Origin of the sequence: Nocardia sp. NPDC057663 (genome assembly GCF_042799895.1) — a bacterium.
Classification (GTDB): domain Bacteria; phylum Actinomycetota; class Actinomycetes; order Mycobacteriales; family Mycobacteriaceae; genus Nocardia.
Genome location: NZ_JBHVHX010000031.1, coordinates 22,842 through 45,352, shown reverse-complemented (window position 1 = coordinate 45,352; position 22,511 = coordinate 22,842). Strand labels below are relative to the sequence as shown.

18 protein-coding genes are annotated in these 22,511 nt (G+C 69.9%); 11 read left to right on the top strand and 7 right to left on the bottom strand.

The features are described from left to right. Positions 1–16: 16 nt before the first annotated feature. A complete protein-coding gene (locus ACFVAV_RS33690) occupies positions 17–439 on the bottom strand; it encodes a hypothetical protein (protein ID WP_379039685.1) in 423 nt (140 codons plus the stop codon). 29 nt (positions 440–468) lie between these two features. Next, the gene (locus tag ACFVAV_RS33685) at positions 469–825 is read right to left on the bottom strand and encodes a nuclear transport factor 2 family protein (RefSeq protein WP_379039684.1); all 357 of its coding nucleotides are present in this window, start codon (positions 823–825) and stop codon (positions 469–471) included. Positions 826–983: 158 nt separating this feature from the next. On the opposite strand from ACFVAV_RS33685, the gene ACFVAV_RS33680 reads away from it, so the two are divergent. Further along, positions 984–3,764: an AAA family ATPase gene (locus ACFVAV_RS33680; protein ID WP_379039683.1), complete on the top strand. Its 2,781-nt coding sequence runs from the start codon at positions 984–986 to the stop codon at positions 3,762–3,764. On the opposite strand, the gene ACFVAV_RS33675 is transcribed toward ACFVAV_RS33680, so the two are convergent. Then, positions 3,753–3,968 carry a hypothetical protein gene (locus ACFVAV_RS33675; RefSeq protein WP_379039682.1) on the bottom strand — a complete coding sequence of 72 codons (216 nt, stop codon included), beginning with the start codon at positions 3,966–3,968 and terminating at the stop codon, positions 3,753–3,755. The two genes, ACFVAV_RS33680 and ACFVAV_RS33675, sit on opposite strands and share 12 nt — an antisense overlap. 96 nt (positions 3,969–4,064) lie before the next feature. Here ACFVAV_RS33675 and ACFVAV_RS33670 point away from each other — a divergent pair, with 96 nt between their 5' ends. Further along, entirely contained in the window at positions 4,065–4,499 is a 435-nt protein-coding gene (locus tag ACFVAV_RS33670) for a nitroreductase family deazaflavin-dependent oxidoreductase (protein WP_379039680.1), read from the top strand. A 99-nt stretch (positions 4,500–4,598) separates the two neighbouring features. After that, positions 4,599–5,951 carry a threonine ammonia-lyase IlvA gene (ilvA, locus tag ACFVAV_RS33665; protein WP_379039679.1) on the top strand — a complete coding sequence of 451 codons (1,353 nt, stop codon included), beginning with the start codon at positions 4,599–4,601 and terminating at the stop codon, positions 5,949–5,951. A gap of 4 nt (positions 5,952–5,955) precedes the next feature. On the opposite strand, the gene ACFVAV_RS33660 is transcribed toward ilvA, so the two are convergent. Continuing rightward, positions 5,956–7,206, bottom strand: a complete 1,251-nt coding sequence (locus ACFVAV_RS33660) for a serine hydrolase domain-containing protein (RefSeq protein WP_379039678.1) — start codon at positions 7,204–7,206, stop codon at positions 5,956–5,958. Positions 7,207–7,282: 76 nt separating this feature from the next. Then, a complete protein-coding gene (gene treZ, locus ACFVAV_RS33655; RefSeq protein ID WP_379039677.1) occupies positions 7,283–9,034 on the bottom strand; it encodes a malto-oligosyltrehalose trehalohydrolase in 1,752 nt (583 codons plus the stop codon). Positions 9,035–9,199: 165 nt separating this feature from the next. Here treZ and ACFVAV_RS33650 point away from each other — a divergent pair, with 165 nt between their 5' ends. Both ACFVAV_RS33650 and ACFVAV_RS33645 read left to right on the top strand, forming a co-directional pair. After that, a complete protein-coding gene (locus ACFVAV_RS33650) occupies positions 9,200–9,418 on the top strand; it encodes a hypothetical protein (protein WP_379039676.1) in 219 nt (72 codons plus the stop codon). Then, positions 9,415–10,038 (top strand): hypothetical protein, encoded by a 624-nt coding sequence (locus tag ACFVAV_RS33645; RefSeq protein ID WP_379039675.1) that lies wholly within the window; start codon positions 9,415–9,417, stop codon positions 10,036–10,038. Before ACFVAV_RS33650 ends, ACFVAV_RS33645 begins: the two co-directional genes overlap by 4 nt. Before the next feature lie 6 nt (positions 10,039–10,044). Here ACFVAV_RS33645 and ACFVAV_RS33640 read toward each other — a convergent pair whose 3' ends face one another. Together ACFVAV_RS33640 and dnaE are read right to left on the bottom strand one after the other, a co-directional pair. After that, positions 10,045–12,096, bottom strand: coding sequence for a hypothetical protein (locus tag ACFVAV_RS33640; RefSeq protein ID WP_379039674.1), 2,052 nt, complete (start codon positions 12,094–12,096; stop codon positions 10,045–10,047). Between the two features lie 82 nt (positions 12,097–12,178). Beyond that, the gene (gene dnaE / locus ACFVAV_RS33635) at positions 12,179–15,769 is read right to left on the bottom strand and encodes a DNA polymerase III subunit alpha (RefSeq protein ID WP_379039673.1); all 3,591 of its coding nucleotides are present in this window, start codon (positions 15,767–15,769) and stop codon (positions 12,179–12,181) included. A 317-nt stretch (positions 15,770–16,086) separates the two neighbouring features. On the opposite strand from dnaE, the gene ACFVAV_RS33630 reads away from it, so the two are divergent. From ACFVAV_RS33630 to ACFVAV_RS33605, 6 genes are all read left to right on the top strand, one after another. Beyond that, on the top strand, positions 16,087–17,268 hold the full coding sequence (locus tag ACFVAV_RS33630) for a sensor histidine kinase (protein WP_379039672.1): 1,182 nt from the start codon (positions 16,087–16,089) through the stop codon (positions 17,266–17,268). 116 nt (positions 17,269–17,384) lie between these two features. Next, positions 17,385–18,182, top strand: coding sequence for a LytR/AlgR family response regulator transcription factor (locus tag ACFVAV_RS33625; RefSeq protein WP_379039670.1), 798 nt, complete (start codon positions 17,385–17,387; stop codon positions 18,180–18,182). Further along, positions 18,179–18,544, top strand: a complete 366-nt coding sequence (locus tag ACFVAV_RS33620) for a hypothetical protein (protein WP_379039668.1) — start codon at positions 18,179–18,181, stop codon at positions 18,542–18,544. The genes ACFVAV_RS33625 and ACFVAV_RS33620 overlap by 4 nt, the downstream gene beginning before the upstream one ends. A gap of 38 nt (positions 18,545–18,582) precedes the next feature. Continuing rightward, positions 18,583–20,337 (top strand): cation acetate symporter, encoded by a 1,755-nt coding sequence (locus ACFVAV_RS33615; RefSeq protein ID WP_379039667.1) that lies wholly within the window; start codon positions 18,583–18,585, stop codon positions 20,335–20,337. A gap of 151 nt (positions 20,338–20,488) precedes the next feature. Then, positions 20,489–20,845 (top strand): DUF485 domain-containing protein, encoded by a 357-nt coding sequence (locus ACFVAV_RS33610; protein WP_379039666.1) that lies wholly within the window; start codon positions 20,489–20,491, stop codon positions 20,843–20,845. Further along, positions 20,842–22,476: a cation acetate symporter gene (locus ACFVAV_RS33605; protein ID WP_379039664.1), complete on the top strand. Its 1,635-nt coding sequence runs from the start codon at positions 20,842–20,844 to the stop codon at positions 22,474–22,476. The genes ACFVAV_RS33610 and ACFVAV_RS33605 overlap by 4 nt, the downstream gene beginning before the upstream one ends. Positions 22,477–22,511 lie beyond the last annotated feature (35 nt).

The window sequence follows — 22,511 nt, the reverse complement described above, 5'->3', positions numbered from 1 at the left end:
CCGCGTTTCCGGTCGCTCAGTGTGCGCGGCGCAGACCGAGGTACTGCAGCGCGGCGAAGGCGCCGACGGTGATCGCCTGCAGCACAGCCCATACCGTGCCGACCGTCGTGAGACCGAGCGCGCCGGACAGCACGGCGGCCAGACTCGCGAGCACCCAGGTCACGTTGCCGATCGCGACCGCCGAGGCGGCAACGCGGTTGATTCGCGCCGTGCTGCCCACCACCGCGACCGCGAGCCCGTACGCGGTGAGGAAGGCGCCGATCGCGAGGCCCGCGCGGGAATCGAGTCCGAGCAGCCGTTCCAGCGGGTGCGCCAGCGCGAGGTAGGCGATGCCGTTGGCACCGGTGACGACGGCGTCCAGGCGCAGCGACAGGCGCAGCAGGCGCTCACCGGAGTTCAGCAGGGCGGACAGGCGGGACGGGGCGGTGGCGGTGGTCATGGCGGATCTCCTGGTTTTCCGAAGGTGGGTCAGGCGGACGTGGGGACCTGGTCGAGGAAGCCGTAGACGCTGTCGATGCGGCCGTCGGCGAGCACGGCGACGTCGAAGCCGATCACCACGGCGTCACCGTCGGCGGGGCCGAGGCCCCAGGTGAAGCGCACTTGGTCGTGGTGAGCGTCGACCGGTCCGGCCAGGCGGAACGTCCAGTCGGGGAACTGGGCCTGCACGCCGGCGATGGCGGCCTCGAGTTCGGCGTGGCCGGTGACCGCGACCAGGGGGTCGACATAGCGCGCCTCCGGGGTGAACAGGCGGGTGACAGCGGCGCGGCGGGCGCCGGGTTCGCGGGTGTTCCATGCCTCCAGGTACTGTGCGACGACGGTGTTCATCTCGACCTCCGAAATGTGCTGTGAGCTGGTGTTTCGCGGGTTGTTCCTGCGATGACACCTACGTTATGGCGCACCGGGGGTCCGTCGAATCAGTCGCCTATAGGTACTTCTCGTTGCGTAGGCACCGCCGGTACAGGTACGGCGATACCGTGGTGCGCATGCTGCACGGACGCGAAGCCGAACAGGCGACCATCGACGACCTGCTGACCGGGGCGCGGGCCGGGCGCAGCGGGGCGCTCGTCCTGCGCGGCGAGGCCGGGATCGGCAAGTCCGCGCTGTTGGACTACGCGGCGGCGCAAGGCATTCCGACGGTGCGCAGCGCCGGCATCGAGTCGGAGGCCGAATTGCCCTTCGCGGCACTGCATCTGCTGGTGCGGCCAGGGATGGAACTGGTGCGCCGGCTGCCGCCGCGGCAGCGCGACGCCATGGAAGCCGCGTTCGGACTGGGCGACAGCACCCCCGCCGACCGGATGCTGATCGGCCTGGCCCTGCTGACGCTGCTGGCCGAGGAGGCCGCCGACGGCCCGCTGCTGTGCCTGATCGACGATGCTCACTGGCTGGACCGGGCGACGGCGGAGACGCTGTTGTTCGCGGCACGCAGGCTCGACGCCGAGGGTGTGGTGATACTGTTCGCCACCCGCTCCGGCCCCGGCGACTTTCCCGCGCCCGGCTTGCCCGAACTGGCGCTGTCCGGGCTGCGCGCCGACGCCGCCGCGGCGCTGCTCGACACGGGACCGACCACGCTCACCCCGGCGACGCGGTATCGACTGCTCTCCGAGTCGTGCGGCAATCCGCTTGCGCTGCTGGAACTTCCGTCGGCTCTCGGCGTGGCAGGCGCAGACGACCTCGACCCGTTGCCGTTGACGCAGCGCCTGCAGCTGGCGTTCCACGGCCGGGTGGCCCGGCTCCCCGCCACCACCAGGACCATCCTGCTGGTCGCTGCCGCCGCGGGTTCGACCGACTTCGATCCGGTCCTTCGCGCCGCGGCCACACTCGGTGCGGCACTGCCCGACCTCCAACCAGCCGAGGACGCGGGCCTGATCGGTACGGACGGGCAAGTGCTGACCTGGCGGCACCCGCTGTCTCGCGCCGCGGTGTACCAGGGCTCCGCGCTGAGCGCCCGGCTTGCCGCCCACCGCGCCCTCGCCGATGCGCTGGCCGGCGACGACACAGCCGACCTGCGCGCCTGGCATCTCGCCTGCGCCGCCACGGGTCCCGACGAGCAGGCCGCGTCCGCGCTGGAACGCACCGCCGATCGGGCCCGGCGCCGCAACGGATTCCACGGCGCGGTCGCCGCGTACGAGCGGGCCGCGGCACTGAGCGTCGACGGCGATGCCCGGTTGCGCAGGCTCGTCCTCGCCGCCGAGACCGCCGGCGAGGCCGGGCTCACCGCTGCGGCCGCCCACCTCGCCGACCGGGCGGCGGCACTCAACGACGCCGACGAAGCCCCACTTCGCAGGCGAGCCACCGCCACCGAGACCGCACTGACCGGCCGACCGGTGCAGGCGGCAGACCAGGCCTCGCCGCATGCCACCGGTGACGAGTACGACCTGCGTCTCGACCTGGTTCGCGCGCAGGCTGAATTCGCCGCGGGCAAGCCGGGTTCCGCGCATCGGCGGCTGATGGCGGCGGCAATCGCGTTACGCGCGAAGGAACCGCAGGCCGCGGCGCGCATCGTCACCCGGGCGGTGCACACGGCCTGGTATCTCGGGCCCGCCGAACTCGACGAAGTCGCCGAGCTGCTGGCCACGCTGCGGCTGGACGAAGACGATCCCATCACCCCGATCGTGCGATACCTGACCGGATCGGTGGCCGGGCAGCACACGGTCGACCTGCGCGATGCGGCGGACACCGCCCGCGCGAACGGCGCCGACAGTCCCGCCGACCTCGTGCAGCTGTGCGGCAGCGGGCTGGTCGTCGGACAGGACGACCAGGTCGGCGAGCTGGCCGACGAGCTCATCGGCGAGAGCCGTGAGCAGGGCCGGATCGCGTTGCTCGCGCCGCTGCTGTTCTTCCGGTCCGAGGCCGCGCTGTTCGGTGGACGGCCAGGAGAGAGCCGGGTCGCCGCCGAGGAGGGAGTGCGGATCGCCGAGGACATCGGCCAGCCGCAGTGGATCAGTCAGCTCACCGCGTTCCTGGCCTATCTGGCGGCGATGCGCGGTGACGAACAGGGCTGTCGCGCGCACGCCGATCGCGCGGCGGCCGAGGAGTTCGGTGGAGCGCAGTCGGTCGGGGCGCCGTGGGCGCACGCGGCGCTGGCCCTGCTCGCCCTCGGCCGGGGCAGGCTCGAGCAGGCCAGGGCCGAGCTCGAGCACATGACGGTCGAACCGGCCCGGCATCACGTCAGCGGATTGCGCTGTCTCGCGGACCAGATCGAGGTCGCGGCCCGGCTCGGCGCCACCGCACAGGCGACCGAGGCGCTGGCGCGGCTCACCGCGTGGTCGGCACGGGCGGGACAGGAGTGGATCGCGGCGCTGGCGGCCAGGGGCAGCGCGCTGCTGGCCGACGGACCGGACGCCGAGCAGCACTTTGTGGCCGCGCTCGCCGGGAACCGTCTGTTCGACGAGGCCCGCACCCGCCTGCTCTACGGCGAATGGCTGCGCAGGGAAAAGCGCAAGGTCGACGCGCGCGGGCAGCTGGAACAGGCACTCCAGGTGTTCGAACGGCTCGACGCGACGCCCTGGTCCGACCGAGCGCGCACCGAACTGGCCGCGCTCGGGGTGGGGATCGGCGCCAAGGCGAGCGCGGGCCCGCTCAGCGTGCTCACCCCGCAGGAATCACAGATCGTGCGGCTGGCCGCGCAAGGACTGTCGAATCGGGAGATCGCCGCGCGCCTGGTCCTGAGTCACCGCACGGTCGGGCATCACCTGTACAAGGCGTATCCGAAACTGGGTGTGCTCTCGCGCGGGGAGCTGAGCGAGCTCGACCTAGCGCAGTGAGTGCGCGCGGACGGCGCCGATCGACCAGCGCAGGGCGGCGACGGCGGCCGCGGCCAGGACGGCGGCCTGCGCCGAACCGAGGATCAACAGCAGCAGGGCGCCCACGACGAGCCCGGCGACCAGCGCCTCGAGCTTGTAGACCGGCCATGCACTGCCCGCGATGTCGACCGTCGCGGATGCTGCCGATGGGGTGACCACTGCCATGTACACAGGATAGACGGACACCGAAGTTCGGGCTACCGAACTTTTGCGGACAGGCTTGTCGGGAACATCACACGGTCAGCAATCGTTGTGCACATCATGCCACTGACAGGAGAGTACGCACCGAGCACTTCGGACTGGGCCCGTAAGCAGGCCGAGACCTACGAGAACTCCGGCGGAGCCACGGGCACGTCGCTTCAGGGCAAGCCCGTCGTCCTGCTCACCACCAAGGGCGCCAAGACCGGCAAGCTGCGCAAGACGCCGCTGATGCGCGTCGAGCACGACGGTGACTACGCCGTCGTCGCCTCGCTGGGCGGCTCACCGAAGCACCCGGTCTGGTACTTCAACGTCAAGGCCGAACCGCACGTCGAACTGCGCGACGGCACCGTCACCAAGGACTACACCGCCCGTGAGGTCTTCGGCGAGGAGAAGGCGCTGTGGTGGGAGCGCGCGGTCGAGGTGTGGCCGGACTACGCCGAGTACCAGACGAAGACCGATCGCCAGATCCCGGTCTTCGTCCTCACCCCGCGCTAGCGTCCGCGCCCCACCGAACCCGTCGCCCGGCGGGTTCGGTGCAGGCCACTCCGAGGCGCGCCCTCGGGGCGCCGTACCCGCCTCGGTAGCATTTACCGGGTGTCCCCCATCGCTGACGTTGCCGAAGTGTCCGTAACCCGTCCGCCGCTGACCGCGGACGAGATCGACGCCGCCGCCAAGCGAATTTCCGACATCATCGAGCCGACTCCGCTGCAGTACTCCGCGCGGCTGTCGGCGAGCACCGGTGCGCAGGTGTATCTCAAGCGCGAAGACCTCACCGCGGTGCGCTCGTACAAGCTGCGCGGCGCCTACAACCTGATGGTCCAGCTCACCGCCGCCGAGCGCGCGGCGGGAGTCGTCGCGGCCAGCGCGGGCAACCACGCGCAGGGCGTGGCCTTCGCATGCCAGGCGATGGGCGTGCGCGGGCGGATCTACGTGCCGACCACCACCCCGAAGCAGAAGCGCGACCGCATCCGCGTGCACGGCGGCGAGTTCGTCGAGCTCATCGCCGTCGGCGAGACCTACGACGCGGCCGCCGCGGCCGCCGCCGACGATGTCGCCCGGACCGGCGCGACCATGGTGCCGCCGTTCGACGACCCGCGCACCGCCGCGGGCCAGGGCACCATCGCCGCCGAATTCCTCGAGCAGCTCGGCACCGCGCCCGACCTGGTCATCGTCCCGGTCGGTGGTGGCGGCTGCCTCGCCGGCATCGGCACCTACCTGCGCGAACGCGCGCCGCAGACCGGTCTGCTCGGTGTCGAGCCCACGGGCGCGGCCTCGATGACCGCGGCGCTGGTGGCGCACGGTCCGGTGACGCTGCCCGAGATCGACCCGTTCGTCGACGGCGCCGCCGTGCGCCGCATCGGCGACCTGCCCTACCAGGCGGTGTCCGCGTTCGGCGGAAGCGTGGTCTCGCACGCCTCGCTCCCACTGCTCACCACCACCGATTCCCCCACCGGCACAGCGTCTTTCCGGATGATGCACGTCGACGAAGGCGCCATCTGCACCGCGATGCTCGGCCTGTACCAGAACGAGGGCATCATCGCCGAGCCCGCGGGCGCCCTGGCCACGGCGGCACTGGCCGAGGTCGAGATCGAACCCGGCTCCACGGTGGTCGTCCTGGTCTCCGGCGGCAACAACGACGTCTCCCGCTACGGCGAGATCATCGAACGCTCGCTGGTGCACCGCGGACTCAAGCACTACTTCCTCGTCGACTTCCCGCAGGAACCCGGTGCGCTGCGCCGCTTCCTCAACGACGTCCTCGGCCCCGACGACGACATCACCATGTTCGAGTACGTCAAGCGCAACAACCGCGAGACCGGGGCGGCGCTGGTCGGCATCGAACTCGGCACCACCGACGATCTGGCGTCGCTGCTGCATCGCATCGAGGAGTCCCCGATCCAGGCCGAGCGCCTGGAACCGGGTTCTCCCGCCTATCGCTACCTCACCTGAGGAGCTACGCGGCCGCGCGGTCGATCTTCGGCCCGCGGCTGCGGGTGGCGTGTGCCCCGGCGACGGCCAGCGGCAGCAGCCAGCCGACGGCGAACTGGTCGTAGGCCAGCAGGCCCTGGTCGAGACGGTTGTGCACGAAGGCTACCGACAGTCCCGACTGCGGGTCGACCCAGCCGAAGGAACCACCCAGTCCGATGTGGCCGAACGCGTTCCTGGCGCCGGGCATCGGCAGGGAGTGGTAGCCGAGGTGCCACATCATCGGGAAGTAGAACAGGGCGTGGTCGAGCCGGTAGGTCTGCACCCGTCGGATCGCCGCGTGCGTGCCCGGCTGCAGGAACGGGCGGCCGTCGACCGTGACGCCGTCGGCCAGCGCGGCATACATCCTGGCCAGTCCGGCCGCGGTGCAGACACCGTTGCCCGCGGGCATTTCGGTGTCGAGGATCGTCGGATCGTCGCCGTCGAGGATGCCGTCGAGGCCGGGGACGAACAGGCAGCGCGCGGCGGCGCCGAGCGGTCCGGGGATGCGCTGGCCGATCCGGTCGAGGAATCCGGCGGCGAGCGGGTTGCCCACCACACTCAGGTGCGTGCCCGCCAGCCGCGCGTACTCGGTCGACGAGCCGGCGGCGGGGCGGCCGAGATGGATGCCGTCGATCCCCAGCGGATCGGTGACCTCACTGCGGATGAGCTCGCTCATGCTCCGGCCGGTGACGGCTCTGGCCAGGCCCGCCAGCAGCCAGCCGTAGGTGAGGGCGTGGTAGGTCGGGACGCCGAGCAGCCGGTCGGGGGCGGCCAGCGCGAGCCGCTCCTCCATCAGTTCGTGATCGAGGGATTCGACGGCGGTCGCGGCGACCGCGGGCAGCGAGGACAGCCCGGAACGGTGGGTGAGCACGTCGGCGACGGTGATCGCGCCCTTACCGTTGGCGGCGAAACGCGGCCAGTATTCGGCGACCGGCGCCTGGTAGTCGATCAGGCCGCGGTCGGCGAGCCGGTGGATGACGGTCGCGGTGACACCCTTGGTCGCGGAGAACACGATCGGCGCGGTGTCGGCCGTCCACGACCGGTCCCCCGCGCTGCCGGTCCACAACTCGGCCAGTGGTTCCCCGTGCCGATAGATCGCGAGGGCGCCGCCCGCACCGTGGCGATGGCCGATCAAGGTGGCGAAGGCGCGCACCAGCGGACCGAATCCGGCCGGGGCGAAACCGCCCACACCGGCCGGAAGGGCAGCACTGTCCTGCCCGTAAGCGTCGTTGCTCATCGTATTACCGTACGGTCGTCTGTTCGCCTGGGCAACGGTCGGATCCCGACCGTGCCCTAGCCGTGCCCTGGCCGCGTCACTCGGTGACCACGGTGCCCGCGCCGTCACCTTCTTCGAGCACGGCGAAACTGTGGCCCGAGATGAGCGTCCCCGCACCGGATTCGGTGGCGGGGGCCCAGGCGAGCAGGACCCGTCCGTGCACCGGGATCACCGCCTCGTCCTCGGCCAGGTTGCACACCACCGAGATCCGGCCGCGCCGCAGGACGAACCAGCGCTGCGCCTCGTCGTAGTCGGCCCAGACCCGTTCCAGCCACGGGTCGGTGAACTCCGCCCTGGATGCGCGCAGCGTGAGCAGCGCGCGATAGCAGGCGAGCAGCCGGGCGTGGGGTTCGCGGGTCGGTTCGGTCCAGTCGAGCTTGGAGCGGGTGAAGGTGCCGGGGTCCTGCGGGTCGGGCACGTCGTCGGTGGCCCAGCCGTGCTCGGCGAACTCGGTCCTGCGCCCGGACGACGTGGCGGCGGCGACGACCGGATCGCTGTGCGAGGTGAAGAACTGGAACGGCGTGCGCGCGCCCCATTCCTCCCCCATGAACAGCATCGGCGTGCTCGCCGAGAGCAGCACCAGCGCCGCTTTCACCGCGAGCTGGCCGGGGGTGAGGTATTCGCTCGGCCGGTCGCCGACGGCCCGGTTGCCGATCTGGTCGTGGGTGCAGGTGTAGCCGAGCAGGGCGCTGCCGGGAATCAGGTCGCGACGCAGCGGCGTGCCATGGGTGCGCCCGCGGAAGCTGGAATAGGTTGCGGCGTGGAAGAACCCGTGGGTGAGGGTGTGCGCCAGGCAGGCCAGGGAGCCGAAATCGGCGTAGTAGCCCTGCCGTTCGCCGGAGACGGCGGTGTGGACCGCGTGGTGCAGGTCGTCGTTCCACTGACCCGTCAAGCCGTAGCCGCCCGCCGCGCGGGGCGTGATCAGACGGGGGTCGTTGAGGTCGCTCTCGGCGATCAGGCTGAGCGGACGGCCCAGATGCGCTGACAGGGCGGTGGTTTCGACGACGAGTTCTTCGAGCAGGTGGGTCGCGGTGCGGTCGACGAGGGCGTGGACGGCATCGATGCGCAAGGCGTCGATGTGGAAGTCGCGCAGCCAGCGCAGGGCGTTGTCGATGATGTGGTGGCGGACCGCGTCCGAGCCGGGACCGTCCAGGTTGAGGCTCTGCCCCCAGGTGTTGCGGCCCCCGGTGAGGTAGGGGCCGAAGCGCGGCAGGTAGTTGCCGGAGGGGCCGAGGTGGTTGTAGACGACATCCAGGCAGACCGCGAGGCCACGGGCGTGGCAGGCGTCGACGAAGCGTTGCAGGCCGTCGGGTCCGCCGTAGCTCTCCTGCACCGCGTACCAGAGGACGCCGTCGTAGCCCCAGTTGTGGGTGCCGTCGAAGGCGTTGACCGGCATCAGCTCGACGGTGGTGACGCCGAGGGCGACCAGGTGGTCGAGTCGCTCGATCGCGGCGTCGAAGGTGCCGCCGGGGGTGAAGGTGCCGATGTGCAGCTCGTAGAACACCGAACCGGCGAGTTGCCTGCCGGTCCAGCCCTGATCGGTCCAGACGCCGGGATCGAGGTCGTGGACGGCGGAGAGTTCGTGGACGCCGTCGGGCTGACGCGGCGAGCGCGGGTCGGGGAGGACCGTCGGATCGTCGTCGATTCCGAAGCCGTATCTGGCGCCCTGACCTGCGTCGACGGTGACCGACCACCAGCCGCCGCCGTTGCGGCGCATCGGATGCGCCACCTCGTCCAGTTGCAGCCGCACCGCCCCCGCCTCCGGCGCCCACACCCGAAACTGCCTCATGGCCCCAGCATCGCATGCGCGCGGTGATCAGGCAGGACGACCAGCGTGGTCGTGATGCCGAGCCGGCTCGCGTGCGGTGGGTCGTCCGGCCCCGGTCGGCGAATGTCGATCGATTACTTTGGGCCCGACGAGTTTTCGAGACCCACTGCCATCCAGGAGGGCACGATGACCGAATCCCCCGCCGACGACCTCGGTCGACTGCTGAATTCCCCGCTGCCACCGAGCTTCGCCGAGCTGACCCCCGAGCAGCTCGCCGACCTGACCGGACTGGTCGAGGCCGGACTGCAGCACCGCATCGACGCGCTCGCCGCCGATGCCTTCGGCGCCCTCGACAACCTGCCCGTCTTCCTGCGCGGCGCGGTGCGCAAGGTGGTGGGACTGTGACCGCGGCCGCCGTCGCCATCTCCCGGCTCGCCGCCGCGCTCGACGTCCCCGACGAACGCCTGAGCTTCCTCGCCGACGCTCCCGCCGCCGATATCGACACCTTCCGACGGCTGGTGACCGGCTATTTCTTCGACTCCACCGCCGACGGTCTCGGCAAGATCCTCGCCGCGGTCCGGGTACTGCCCGCCCCCGTCGCCGCCAAGGTCGCCACCCACAGCGACAGCGTGCTGATGACCGCCCACCTGGCCAGCGTGCTCGACATCCCACGCGCGATCTCGGTGGCGCGACGGCTGCGCCCCGAATTCCTGGCCAGAGCCGCCGCCTTCCTCGATCTGCAGCGGTCGGCGGAATTGATCGCCAGACTGCCGATGGACATGTCGCTGGCCGTGAGCCGCGAGCTCGCCACCCGCGAGGACTGGCTCACCCTCGGCTCGATCATCGAAGTGGCCACCGACGAGCAGTTGACCGGTTGTCTCCAGGTACTGGACCCGGACGCGCTGCTGCATGCCGCGCGGACCGTGGCCGATCCCGTGGCGTTGAAGCGGGCCGCTGCGGTGGCGGCGGAACCGCTGGCGACGCAGTTGCGGGATATCGCCGCGGCCGCGGTCGACGAGGCCTGACCTGCATCAGTCGTGTGCCACCACACCGACGGGTCCTGCGCCGAAGCACAATTCGATGCCGGGGGTGAGTGCGCGGACGCGCAGTGCCGAACCGCCGCCGAGCATGCGGAGATAGCCGGGATGCAGCCCGGCCCGCACCTCGGCGACGGTTTCGGCGCCGCCTTCGAACGACACGGCGATCGTGCCGTCACGATCGGCCAGGTAGTTCAGCTGGGCGGTCCACTCGCGGATCTGCATCGGACCGTCCAGCGGGAGCCGCACCGCCTCTCCTCCCGCCACCCGGTAGCCGCATCCGGGTTCGGGGGCGGGCACGATCGAGCGGTTCCACCAGACCTGGGCATCGACGAGCCGGCCGTCGTCGGTGAACATCCGCAGGTGGGGTGTCGACCGGGCGAAGGTGCCGGGCCCGGCGAGCGAGGCGAACACCTGGTCGGTCATGTTCTGTGGAAAGGCCAGGGGGTTCAGCACATTCCACGGGACCTCTTGCGGCAGCAGCGGTGCGTCCACGCCCGGTAGCGCGGCACGGACACCGGTGACGTACGTGCGGGCGGGACTCGGCTCCGACGATCGGGTGAAGGTGACAGTCGAAAACACACTGCTCACCAGGAAGATCATGGTCACCGCCACGCCCGCGCTGCGCCGCACCGGAAGCTCCTGCCCCGCGAGCCCGGCACTGCGGTGAACATCCCGGTAGCCACGAGCGTCGCCGCCGATGCGAAGGTCGCCCACACCGCCCACGTCAGCAGCGCTGCCCGCGTTTCCAGCGTTCCCCACATCGCCCACGTCGACAGGCCTGCCCACGTCGGCAGCTCTTCCCGCGTTGTCCATGCCGGCAGCGCCGATGCGACTTCGGGAAAGCGTCGACGCGGCGAACGAATCAGCCGATGCGGCAGCAGTTCTCGTTTCGCGAGGTGCATCGCGCAAGGCAGTCATGATCACCGCGAGACCCAGGCAGGCGATGACGGCGAAGTCCGCGAAATAGCGGATGGACTGCAGCAGCAGCGCCGCGGTGCCCGGCCCGTCGCGCAGCACCACCACGGGCGCGACGGTCAGCACGGTGTAGGCGGCCATGCACGCCCAGACCACGCCGACCCGGACGCGCGTGCGGATCGTCCACGCCGCGAACAGGATCAGCGCCGCCCAGCACAGGGCGACCGCGATACCCGGCGGGTCCGCCCACGGGGTCGCCGGTTGCCAGCGTTCCCAGCGCCACGGTCCGCCGAACAGGGCGGGCACCAGGCCGTCCGAGAGCGCCTGTCGCAGCAGCGCGGTGGGTTGTTCGGGCCGGGACAGTCCGCGCGGGCGCTGGATGACGAGCAGGAAGAACGCCGACCAGGCCAGCAGGACCGCGCCCGCGGCTGTCCACAAGGCCGCACCGCGCCGAGCAGCCGCCCGCACCGAGTCTCCCGCCACGTACGCCAGCAGCGCCACCACCACGAACGCGACCGGCAGCACGACGACCGCCTTCTCGAAGCACAGCAGCGCCACCGCGAACACCGCGGCGCCCGACACCGCGTACCGCCTGCGCCCGGTCCGCACCAGCAGCACCGCGTCCGCGCTCACCCAGGCGAGCGCGATCTGCAACGGCAGGGCGTTCACCGCGGCCGACCACCAGGCGAACGCGGGCACCGTCAACGGCACGAACAGGTAGAAGACCAGCGGCACCAACATCCGCGCGCCGGTCCCGAGCAGCACGACGACCAACCGCAGCACCGCCAGCGAGGCGAACATTTGGAGCACAACCAGCACCACTGCCGCCGCACCCCACTGCAATGGCGCCACCGCGGTCACCGCCCAGGTCAGCACGAACGCCAACGGCATCACATGCCCGTCATGGCTGGTGAACAGCAGCTCGGCCGACCACAGCGGGTGCCTGCCCACCTCGCCGATCAGGATGAAATCGTCCCAGTAGAAGAACCCCGACGCGGCGACCCAGCTACGCAGCACCAGCTGGGCCACGATCAGCGCGGCCGCGACGAGCAACACCGATCGCCCCGGCCGCGCGGGAACGCGCGTCGATGACCGCAGAGGTGAGTCGAGTCGAGTCGCTGTCGTCACGTCTCTCGACGCTAGCCCGTCGTCCGCCGCGTTTCGATCAGCACCCGCCGTGACCCGGCGGATCCAGTGCGATGACCGAGAGTCAGCCCAGGCAGCCGGGACCGAGCAGGGCCTTCAGATCACCCATCAACGCCGAGGACGGGGAGACCCGCCAGCTGTCGTCGAGCTTCAGCAAGGTCGTCTTCTCGCGCGCGCCGACGTGGCGGACGTGCACATCCGAGGTACCGGGGTGGCGCGACAGGACCTTCTTGAGCTCACCGATCTTGTCGGGGGTGCACATGCGAGTCGTCATGACGACCGCTACCGGCTTGGCCACGCCGATGGCCGAAAGGTCCGGCACCACAAGGTCGTTGGCGATCAGCGAGATCCGGTCGTCGCGGACGGAGACGCGGGCCTTGACCAGCACGACCGCGTCCTCGACCACGTCCATGCCGTAGACCGAGTACGACTGCGGGAAGAACAGCACCTCCACGCCACCGGTGAGGTCCTCGAGCTGCGCCGAGGCCCAGGCCAGGCCGTTCTTGTTGATGCGCCGGTTCACCGAGGCGAGGATGCCGCCGATGGTCACCTGCGCGCCGTCCTTGACGTCGCCTTCCAGGATCGCCGGGATGGGGGTGTCGACCTGGGCGGCCAGCACGTGCTCGACGCCGTTGAGCGGATGCCCGGAGACGTAGAGGCCCAGCATCTCTCGCTCGAGCGCGAGCTTGTGCTTGGTCTCCCACTCGTCCTCGGGGACCTTCACGTTGAACACCGAGGCGACCGAGTCGTCGCCGTCGTCCAAGCCGCCGAACAGGTCGAACTGGCCGATCGCCTCGGCCTTCTTCGTCGACATCACCGCGTCGATCGCATCGGAATGGATCAGCAGCAGGCCCTTGCGCGGATGCCCGAGGGAGTCGAAACCGCCTGCCTTGATGAGCGATTCGGTGACCTTCTTGGAGCAGGCCAGCGCGTCGATCTTGTTCAGGTAGTCGGAGAAGTCGGTGAACTTCGACTTCTCCTTGCGCGCGGCGATGATCGAGGACACCACGTTGGCGCCGACATTGCGGACCGCGCCCAGACCGAAGCGGATGTCTTTGCCGACCGAGGCGAAGTTCTGCTCGGACTCGTTGACGTCCGGCGGGAGCACCGTGATGCCCATCTTGCGGCAGTCCGACAGGTAGATCGCGGCCTTGTCCTTGTCGTCACCGACGGAGGTGAGCAGACCCGCCATGTACTCGGCCGGATAGTTGGCCTTGAGGTAGGCGGTCCAGAAGGAGACCAGGCCGTAGCCGGCGGCGTGCGATTTGTTGAACGCGTAGCCGGCGAACGGAAGGATGGTGTCCCACAGCGCCTTGATCGCCGGCTCGGAGAAGTCGTTCTTGAGCATGCCCTCGCGGAAGCCCGCGTAGGCCTCCTCCAGCACCGAGAGCTTCTTCTTACCCATGGCGCGGCGCAGAATATCGGCCTGGCCGAGCGAGTACCCGGCGACCTTCTGCGCGATCTGCATGATCTGTTCCTGATAGACGATCAGGCCGAAGGTATCGGCGAGGATCTCTTTCAGCGGCTCTTCGAGCTCGGGGTGGATCGGCTTGACCTCTTGGCGGCCGTTCTTGCGGTCGGCGTAGTCGTTGTGGGCGTTCATGCCCATCGGGCCGGGGCGGTACAGCGCCAGCACGGCCACGATGTCCTCGAAGCCGGTGGGCTGCATGCGGCGCAGCAGATCGCGCATGGCACTGCCGTCGAGCTGGAACACGCCGAGGGTGTCGCCGCGGGCGAGCAGTTCGTAGGTGGCCGGGTCGTTGAGCGGCAGGTGATCCATGTCGAGATCGATGCCGCGGTTGGCCTTGATGTTCTCCAGGGCGTCACCGATGACGGTGAGGTTGCGCAGACCCAGGAAGTCCATCTTCAGCAGGCCGATGGCCTCACACGACGGGTAGTCCCAGCCGGTGATGATCGCGCCGTCCTGCGCGCGCTTCCACACCGGGATGGCGTCGGTCAGCGGCTCCGAGGACATGATGACCGCGCAGGCGTGCACGCCGGCATTGCGGATCAGGCCTTCCAGGCCGCGCGCGGTCTCGTAGATCTTGGCGACGTCGGGGTTGGAGCCGATGAGCTCGCGGACCTCGGCGGCTTCCTTGTACCGCTCGTGGTCGGGGTCGGTGATGCCGGAGACCGAGATGTCCTTGGCCATGATCGGCGGCGGCAGCGCCTTGGTGATCTGGTCGGCGATGGCGAAACCGGGCTGGCCGAACAGGACTCGCGCGGAGTCCTTGATCGCGGCCTTGGTCTTGATGGTGCCGAAGGTGATCACCTGGGCGACGCGGTCGCTGCCCCACTTGTCGGTGGCGTAGCGGACCATCTCGCCGCGGCGGCGATCGTCGAAGTCGATATCGATATCGGGCATCGAGACGCGCTCGGGGTTGAGGAACCGCTCGAACAGCAGACCGTGCGGGATCGGGTCGATATTGGTGATGCCCATCGCGTACGCGACGAGCGAGCCCGCGGCCGAACCACGGCCGGGGCCGACGCGGATGCCGACGTCGAGGGCGTGGCGGATCAGGTCACCGACGACGAGGAAGTAGGCGGGGAAACCCATTTCGCAGATGACGCCGAGCTCGTAGTCGGCGCGCGCGAGGTAATCCTGCGGCGGGCCGTCGGGGAAGCGGCGATCCAGGCCGTCGAGGACTTCCTTGCGCAGCCAGGTGGCCTGGGTGTGGCCCTCGGGCACCGGGAAGATCGGCATCCGGTCGCGGTGGGCCCACACGTCGTCGTAGGACTGCACGCGGTCGCCGATGAGCTCGGTGTTGTCGCACGCGCCGGGGACTTCCGCGTCCCAGATGGCGCGCATCTCCGCGGCGGACTTCAGGTAGTAGCCGTCACCGTCGAACTTGAAGCGGGTCGGGTCCGAGAGCGTCTTGCCGGTCTGGATGCACAGCAGCGCTTCGTGATTGGTCGACTGGTCCTTGGTGACGTAATGGCAGTCGTTGGTGGCGATCGGCGGAATGTCGAGCTGCTTGCTGACATTGATCAGGCCCTCGCGGACCCGGCGCTCGATCGACAGACCGTGGTCCATCACCTCGAGGAAGAAGTTCTCCTTGCCGAAGATCTCCTGCCACTTCGCGGCGGCCTCGAGCGCCTCGCGTTCGTGACCGAGACGCAGCCGGGTCTGCACCTCACCCGACGGGCAGCCCGTCGTGGCGATGATGCCCTCCGCGTGCTGGGCGATGATCTCCTCGTCCATCCGCGCCCACTTGCCCAGCTGGCCCTCGATGGAGGCCAGGCTCGACAGCTTGAACAGGTTGCGCAGGCCGGTCGCGTTCTCGGCGACCATCGTCATGTGGGTGTAGGCACCCGAACCCGAGACGTCGTCGCCCTTCTGCCCCGGATCACCCCACTGCACGCGCTTGGTGTCGAACCGGGAACCCGGCGCGATGTAGGCCTCGATGCCGATGATCGGCTTGATGCCCGCCTTCTTGGCACTGTTGTAGAACTCCGAGGCGCCGTACATGTTGCCGTGGTCGGTCATGCCGACGGCGGTCATGCCCAGCCGTTCCGCCTCCGCGAACAGCGGCGAAATCTTCGCCGCACCATCGAGCATGGAGTACTCGGTGTGGTTGTGCAGGTGAACGAACGATCCGGACGAGGCCAAGACGGTCCTTCCTCCCAGGGTGTCGACGGGGGTTGGCCTTGGCATTCTATGCACGGGGGTCCGACAACTTTTCCCGTGCCACACGGGCGTCCCGCCCCCGCCCTGGCACGGTCCGGCGTGTCGTGTCGAAGGTCACCGGCGAGTCCTGGGCAACGTCTGTTTTCCGCTAGTTCCTCGGCGGTGCACCCGGCGCACGGCCGCCTGTCGACGTCACCGGCGCACGGTGCCGGCCCGCGGCAATAATCGGCGCATGTCCGCACCGGGTGGCGAGGGGTGTCCGGCCGAGTCGATGATGGTCGTGCCCGGCGGCCGCCGCGGATTCACGGTGGCCGGTTCATGACGCGGGCAGACGGGAGCGCACGGTGACGACCACGGCGGTGGTGCTGGCGTGTGTGGTGATCGTCCTGATCACCGCGTGGCTGGTGTGGCGGCGGACGCAGCGGGTGGTGACCACGCCTGCTCAGCGGGCCGTTCATCAGGCGTTGCATACCGCGTCGCTGGCCGCGGTGCCGTTGCGGCGGGGGTTGACGGCGGACTCGGCGCAGGAGGCGGCGCCGCATCTGCGGGCGCTGGCCGGGGCCGAGGCGCTGGGGGTGGTAGACGCCGAGGCGACGCTGCTGGCGTGGGACGGGCCGCATACGGGGATGGTCGACGCGTTCGCCGACGCGGCGCGGCGGGCGATCGCCGACGAGCGGGCGGTATTGATCACCGGAGACGAGCATTCGCTCATCGCGCAGCCGCTGCTGATCGACACGGGGGCGGCGGTGGGGGCCCTAGGGATGGTGACCACCGGGAAGCCGGGGCCCGGCATGCTCGGGGCGGCGGGCGAGGTGGCTCGATACGCCTGCGGGCAGCTGGAGCTTGCCGAGCTGGACGCCTCCCGCGCCCGCGTCGACCGGGCCGAACTTCGTGCGCTGCGAGCCCAGATCAGTCCCCATTTCATCTACAACGCGCTCAACACGATCGCCTCGTTCGTCCGCACCGACCCCGACCGCGCCCGCGAACTCATCCTCGAATTCGCCGATTTCACCCGCTATTCCTTCCGTGCCGCAGGCGAATTCACCGTCCTCGCCGACGAACTGCGCAATATCGAGCGCTACCTCGCGCTGGAACAGGCTCGCTTCGGCGACGCACTCGACGTGCGGTTGCAGATCGCGCCGGAGGTGCTCGGTGTCGTGCTGCCGTTTCTCGCCCTGCAACCACTGGTCGAGAACGCGGTCCGGCACGGCCTCGGCGGCGGCGCCCGCGGCGGGCAGTTGAGCATCGTGGCCAGCGACGAGGGCACCGACTGCCTGATCAGCGTCGAGGACGACGGCATCGGCATGGACCCCGAACTACTGCGCTCCGGCGCCCTCGACGCCGTCGACACCGACACCGGCCCCGCCCGCACCGGCGAAGCCGCCCACGTCGGCCTCGCCAACGTCGACGACCGCCTCCGCGCCGCCTTCGGCAACGACTACGGCCTGGTCGTGGACACCGCCCCCGGCGCGGGCACGAAAGTCAGCATGCGGGTACCGAAATTCCGCGCCGGAATCCGCGCCTGACACCAGTTCGTCGTCAGCGTTCTCACAGCACGACCGGCCGCAGATACGGTTCGACCCCGGACGCATGGACCGGCGTGAGCACCGTGTCCGGAAACGGCGGTTACCATGGACGGGCTGTGACCTGGAACACCGATGAACCCCCGACCGCTCTGCGGGTGCTCGCCGTCGATGACGAGAAGCCGGCGCTCGATGAGCTGGTGTATCTGCTGAGCACCCAGAGCGGGGTCGGGGAGATTCATCGGGCGGGTGAGTCGACGAGTGCGTTGCGGTTGTTGCGGGCGCATCCGATCGATGCGGTGTTTCTCGATATCGATATGCCGGGGCTCACGGGGATGGAGCTGGCGGGGATTCTGTCGGAGTTCGCGGAGCCGCCCGCGGTGGTGTTCGTGACGGCGCATGACGATCACGCGGTGGCCGCGTTCGATCTGGGGGCGGTGGATTATCTGCTGAAACCGTTGCGGGCGGCGCGGCTGGCCGAGGCGGTGCGGCGGATCGTTGCCGCCAGGGTGTCGGTGCCTGCGGTCGCGCCGCCGGCGCCTGCGCATCCTAGTGAGGTGATTCCGGTGGAGCTCGGTGGGGTCACCACGCTGGTGAACCGGGCCGATGTCGCGTGGGTCGAGGCTGATGGCGATTACGCGCGGCTGCATACCGGGAGCGGGTCGCATCTGGTGCGGATCCCGCTTTCGGCGCTCGAATCACGGTGGGAGGATGCGGGATTCCTGCGCGTGCACCGGTCATATCTGGTTGCTTTGCGCCTGGTCACCGGGCTGCGCAGCGCGGGGAACGGGACCGTGGTCTGTCTGCGTGCCGAGGGCGCGGCCGGGGCGGTGGAGCTGCCGGTGAGCAGGCGGCAGGTGCGCGAACTCAAGCAGCGGCTGGTGCACGGTCCGCGACAGAACTGGTCGCAACGGTGACAGGTCCGCAGCGGCCACCACGGGAACGGGTGGTGCTGGCGCAGCGGCGTGGGGCACGTCAGGTGCGCACCCGCACCGAGGTGGTCGAGCAGACCGATCTCGGCGCGGCGCTGATCGGCGGACTGATCCGCGCGCAACTGGGCCTCGCGCTCCGCCTCGGGCTGGTCGTGGTCGCCGGGTTCGGCGCGCTACCCGTGCTGTTCAGCATCGACGCGATCGCCGAGACGACGGTCGCCGGTATCCGCCTGCCCTGGCTCGTCCTCGGGGTGCTGGCCTTTCCGGCGCTCTACGCGGTCGGCCGGGTATACGTGCGGCTGGCCCAACACAACGAGGACGACTTCCTGGAACTGGCCGGGGACTGACCGATGCCTCGACGCAGTCCCCGGAGCGGAGGCTCACGATGAGTCCCGACAACCCCGCGCTCACCATCGCCGCCCTGCTACTGGCCGCACTCGCCACCGTCGGGATCGGGTTCTACGGAGTTCGCCTGTCGCGCACGACGTCCGACTTCCTGGTCGCCTCACGGACGGTCGGTTCGCGCTGGAATGCGGCCGCGATCTCGGGCGAATATCTCTCCGCTGCTTCGTTTCTCGGTGTTGCCGGGCTCATCGCCAAGTACGGCGCCGACGCGCTCTGGTATCCGGTGGGCTTCACCGCCGGATACCTGGGCCTGCTGATGTTCGTCGCGGCGCCGTTGCGCCGATCGGGCGCGTACACCGTGCCGGACTTCGCGGAGTTCCGCCTGGGCTCGATCCGGTTGCGGCGCATGGCCGCCGGGCTCGTGGTGCTGGTGTGCGCGGTATATCTGATTCCGCAGTTCCAGGGCGCGGGGCTGACGCTACACATCCTGCTCGGGGCACCGCCCTGGGTCGGTGCCGTCGCGGTCGGGGCGATCGTGCTCGCGAATGTGATCGGCGGCGGTATGCGGTCGGTGACCATGGTGCAGGCGTTCCAGTACTGGCTGAAACTGACGGCGGTGGCGGTGCCCGCACTGGTCCTCGGGCTGCATTTCCTCGCCGACGAACGGCCGGTCGGCACCCCGGCGCCGTCGATGGTCGACCAGCGCACGACCGTCGACATCTCGACCGATGTGGTGGTGCACCTGGATGTTTCGCAGCAGGTGACCGTCACCGGCACCCTGGACGGGCGCACCGAGGACGGTCCGGTCCTGCTCACCCCCGGCGATCACACGCTGGCCGCCGACACCGAGCTGATCCTCGAAGCCGGGTCGGCGGTCCCGGTGGTCGCCGGCGCGCCCGCCGACGGTGCGAGCTGGGTGGCGGCGGGCGGCGGGTTCGGTGGCGAACATCCGCAGTACCAGGTGTTCTCGCTGATCGTGGCGACCTTCCTCGGCACCATGGGCCTGCCGCATGTGCTGGTCCGCTTCTACACCAACCGGGACGGTCCCTCGGCCCGCCGGACCGCGCTGACCGTGATCGGGCTGGTCGGCCTGTTCTACCTGTTCCCGATCCTGCTCGGTGTGTTCGCCCGCCTGTACGTGCCGCAATTGCTGATCACCGGAGCCTCCGATGCCGCGGTGGTCCTGCTGCCGGGCGCGGTGCTCGGTGGACTCGGCGGGCAACTGCTCGCCGCCCTGGCCGCCGCGGGGGCGATCGCGGCGTTCCTGTCCACCTCCTCGGGTCTGCTGGTCAGCCTCGCCGGCGTGCTCAGCACCGACGTGCTGCGCGGCCGGATCCGGGACTTCCGCGCCGCCGCTCTCGTCGCCGGGCTCGTGCCCCTGACGCTGGCGCTGACCGTCGCCACGCTCGACCTGTCCCGCACGGTCGCGCTCGCGTTCTCCGTGGCCGCGTCGACCCTGTGCCCACTGCTGGTGCTCGGCATCTGGTGGCGCGGGCTCACCGCGGCGGGCGCGGCGAGCGGCCTGCTCACCGGCGGCATCACCGCGGGCGGCGCGACCGTGCTCGCGGTGCTGGGCGGGGTCTCCCCCGAGCTGGCGGGCGGCTGGGCGTCGGCGATCGTCGACTATCCGGGCGCGGTCAGTGTGCCGCTGGCGTTCGCGGTGACGATCCTGGTCAGCCTGCTGACGAAGGGGCAGGACAAGCGGACGATCGCGGGGATCTTCCTGCGCATGCACGCGCCGGAACGACTCGGCATGAGCGCCGACCGCGACCCGGAATCCGCCGCCCACCGGTGATCTTGCGCTGACCGTTCGGCGCGCCACAGCGACCGTTCACCGCACGAGCGACCACCTTCACCGAGTGACCCGCGCCACATCATCATGCACTCACGCTCGCTGCCCTACGGTCATCCCACGCACGACACTCCTCACGCTAGGACCACCAGGCATGACCGAAACCGACACCGAAGAAGCGCCCGACCGGCGCACGCCGAGTGCCGACGAATGGCTCGCCGTGCAGGCGAGCCCGCAGTTCCAGGAGCTGCGCAACCGCCTGCGCCGCTTCGTCTTCCCGATGACCGCGCTGTTCCTGCTGTGGTACCTGAGCTATGTCCTGCTCGGCGCGTACGCGCACGACTTCATGGCGACCAAGGTCTTCGGCAACATCAATGTGGGTCTGCTGCTCGGCCTCGGGCAGTTCGTCTCCACGTTCCTCATCACCGGGCTCTACGTCCGTTTCGCCAATCGTGAGCTGGACCCGCGCGCCGCGGCCATCCGCGAATCTCTCGAGGAGGGTCGCGCATGAGCGTGCTCGCCGCGGATACGACGGTGGGCAACCCCATCGCCAATATCGCCATCTTCGCGCTGTTCGTCGCGGTCACCATGGTCGTGGTGATCCGGGCCAGCCGCAACAATGCCAGTGCCGCCGACTATTTCACCGGCGGCCGCGGCTTCTCCGGTCCGCAGAACGGCATCGCCATCGCCGGTGACTACCTGTCGGCGGCGAGCTTCCTCGGCATCGCGGGCGCGATCGCCGTCTACGGCTACGACGGGTTCCTGTACTCCATCGGATTCCTCGTCGCCTGGCTGGTCGCCCTGCTGCTGGTGGCCGAAATGCTGCGTAACACCGGCAAATTCACGATGGCCGACGTGCTCAGCTTCCGGTTGAAGGAAGGCCCGGTGCGTACCGCGGCCGCGCTGACCACCCTCACCGTGTCGCTGTTCTACCTGCTCGCGCAGATGGCGGGCGCGGGTGGCCTGGTCGCGCTGCTGCTCGACATCTCCTCGCGCGCAGGGCAATCGGTCGTGATCGCGATCGTCGGCCTGCTGATGATCGTCTACGTGCTGGTCGGCGGCATGAAGGGCACCACCTGGGTGCAGATCATCAAGGCGGTGCTGCTGATCGCGGGCGCCGCGCTGATGACGGTGCTGGTGCTGGCCAAGTTCGGCTTCAACTTCTCCGACATCCTCGGCGCCGCACAGGAATCGGTGAGCGAGTCGGCCAACAAGGCCGTCGCGGCCCGTGACGTGCTCGCGCCGGGCGCCCAGTACGGCGGCAGCGACACCTCGAAGCTGAACTTCCTGTCGCTGGGTCTGGCGCTGGTGCTGGGCACCGCGGGTCTGCCGCACGTGCTGATGCGCTTCTACACGGTGCCCACCGCGAAAGAGGCTCGGCGCTCGGTGGTCTGGGCGATCAGCCTGATCGGCGCGTTCTACCTGTTCACCCTGGTGCTCGGGTACGGCGCGGCCGCCATCGTCGGCCCGGACAAGATCCTCGCCGCGGCCGGCGGTCAGAACTCCGCGGCTCCGCTGCTGGCGTTCGAACTGGGCGGGGTGATCCTGCTCGGCGTGATCTCGGCGGTCGCGTTCGCGACGATCCTCGCCGTCGTGGCCGGTCTGACGATCACCGCCTCGGCCTCGTTCGCCCACGACATCTACGCCAGCGTGCTCAAGAAGGGCAATGTCGACGAGCGCAAGCAGGTGCGGGTCTCGCGGATCACCGCGGTGGTGATCGGTGTGCTCGCGATCGGCCTCGGCATCCTGGCCAACGGCCAGAACATCGCGTTCCTGGTGGCGCTGGCGTTCGCGGTGGCGGCGGCGGCGAACCTGCCGACGATCCTGTACTCGCTGTTCTGGAAGCGGTTCAACACCACCGGCGCGCTGTGGTCGATGTATGGCGGCCTGATCTCGACCATCGTGCTCATCGTGTTCTCCCCGGCGGTGTCGGGCACCAAGACCTCGATGATCACCGGGACCGATTTCCACTGGTTCCCGCTGTCCAACCCCGGCATCGTGTCCATCCCGCTGGCGTTCGCGCTCGGTGTGGCCGGCACCTTCGCCGGTGGCCGTGGCGAGCAGGTCGACACCGCCAAGGCCGCGGAGATGGAAGTGCGGGCACTGACCGGCGTCGGTGCGGAGAAGGCGATCTCGCACTGACGTTGCCCTGCCCGTGCCGGTGGTGGTTCCCCCAC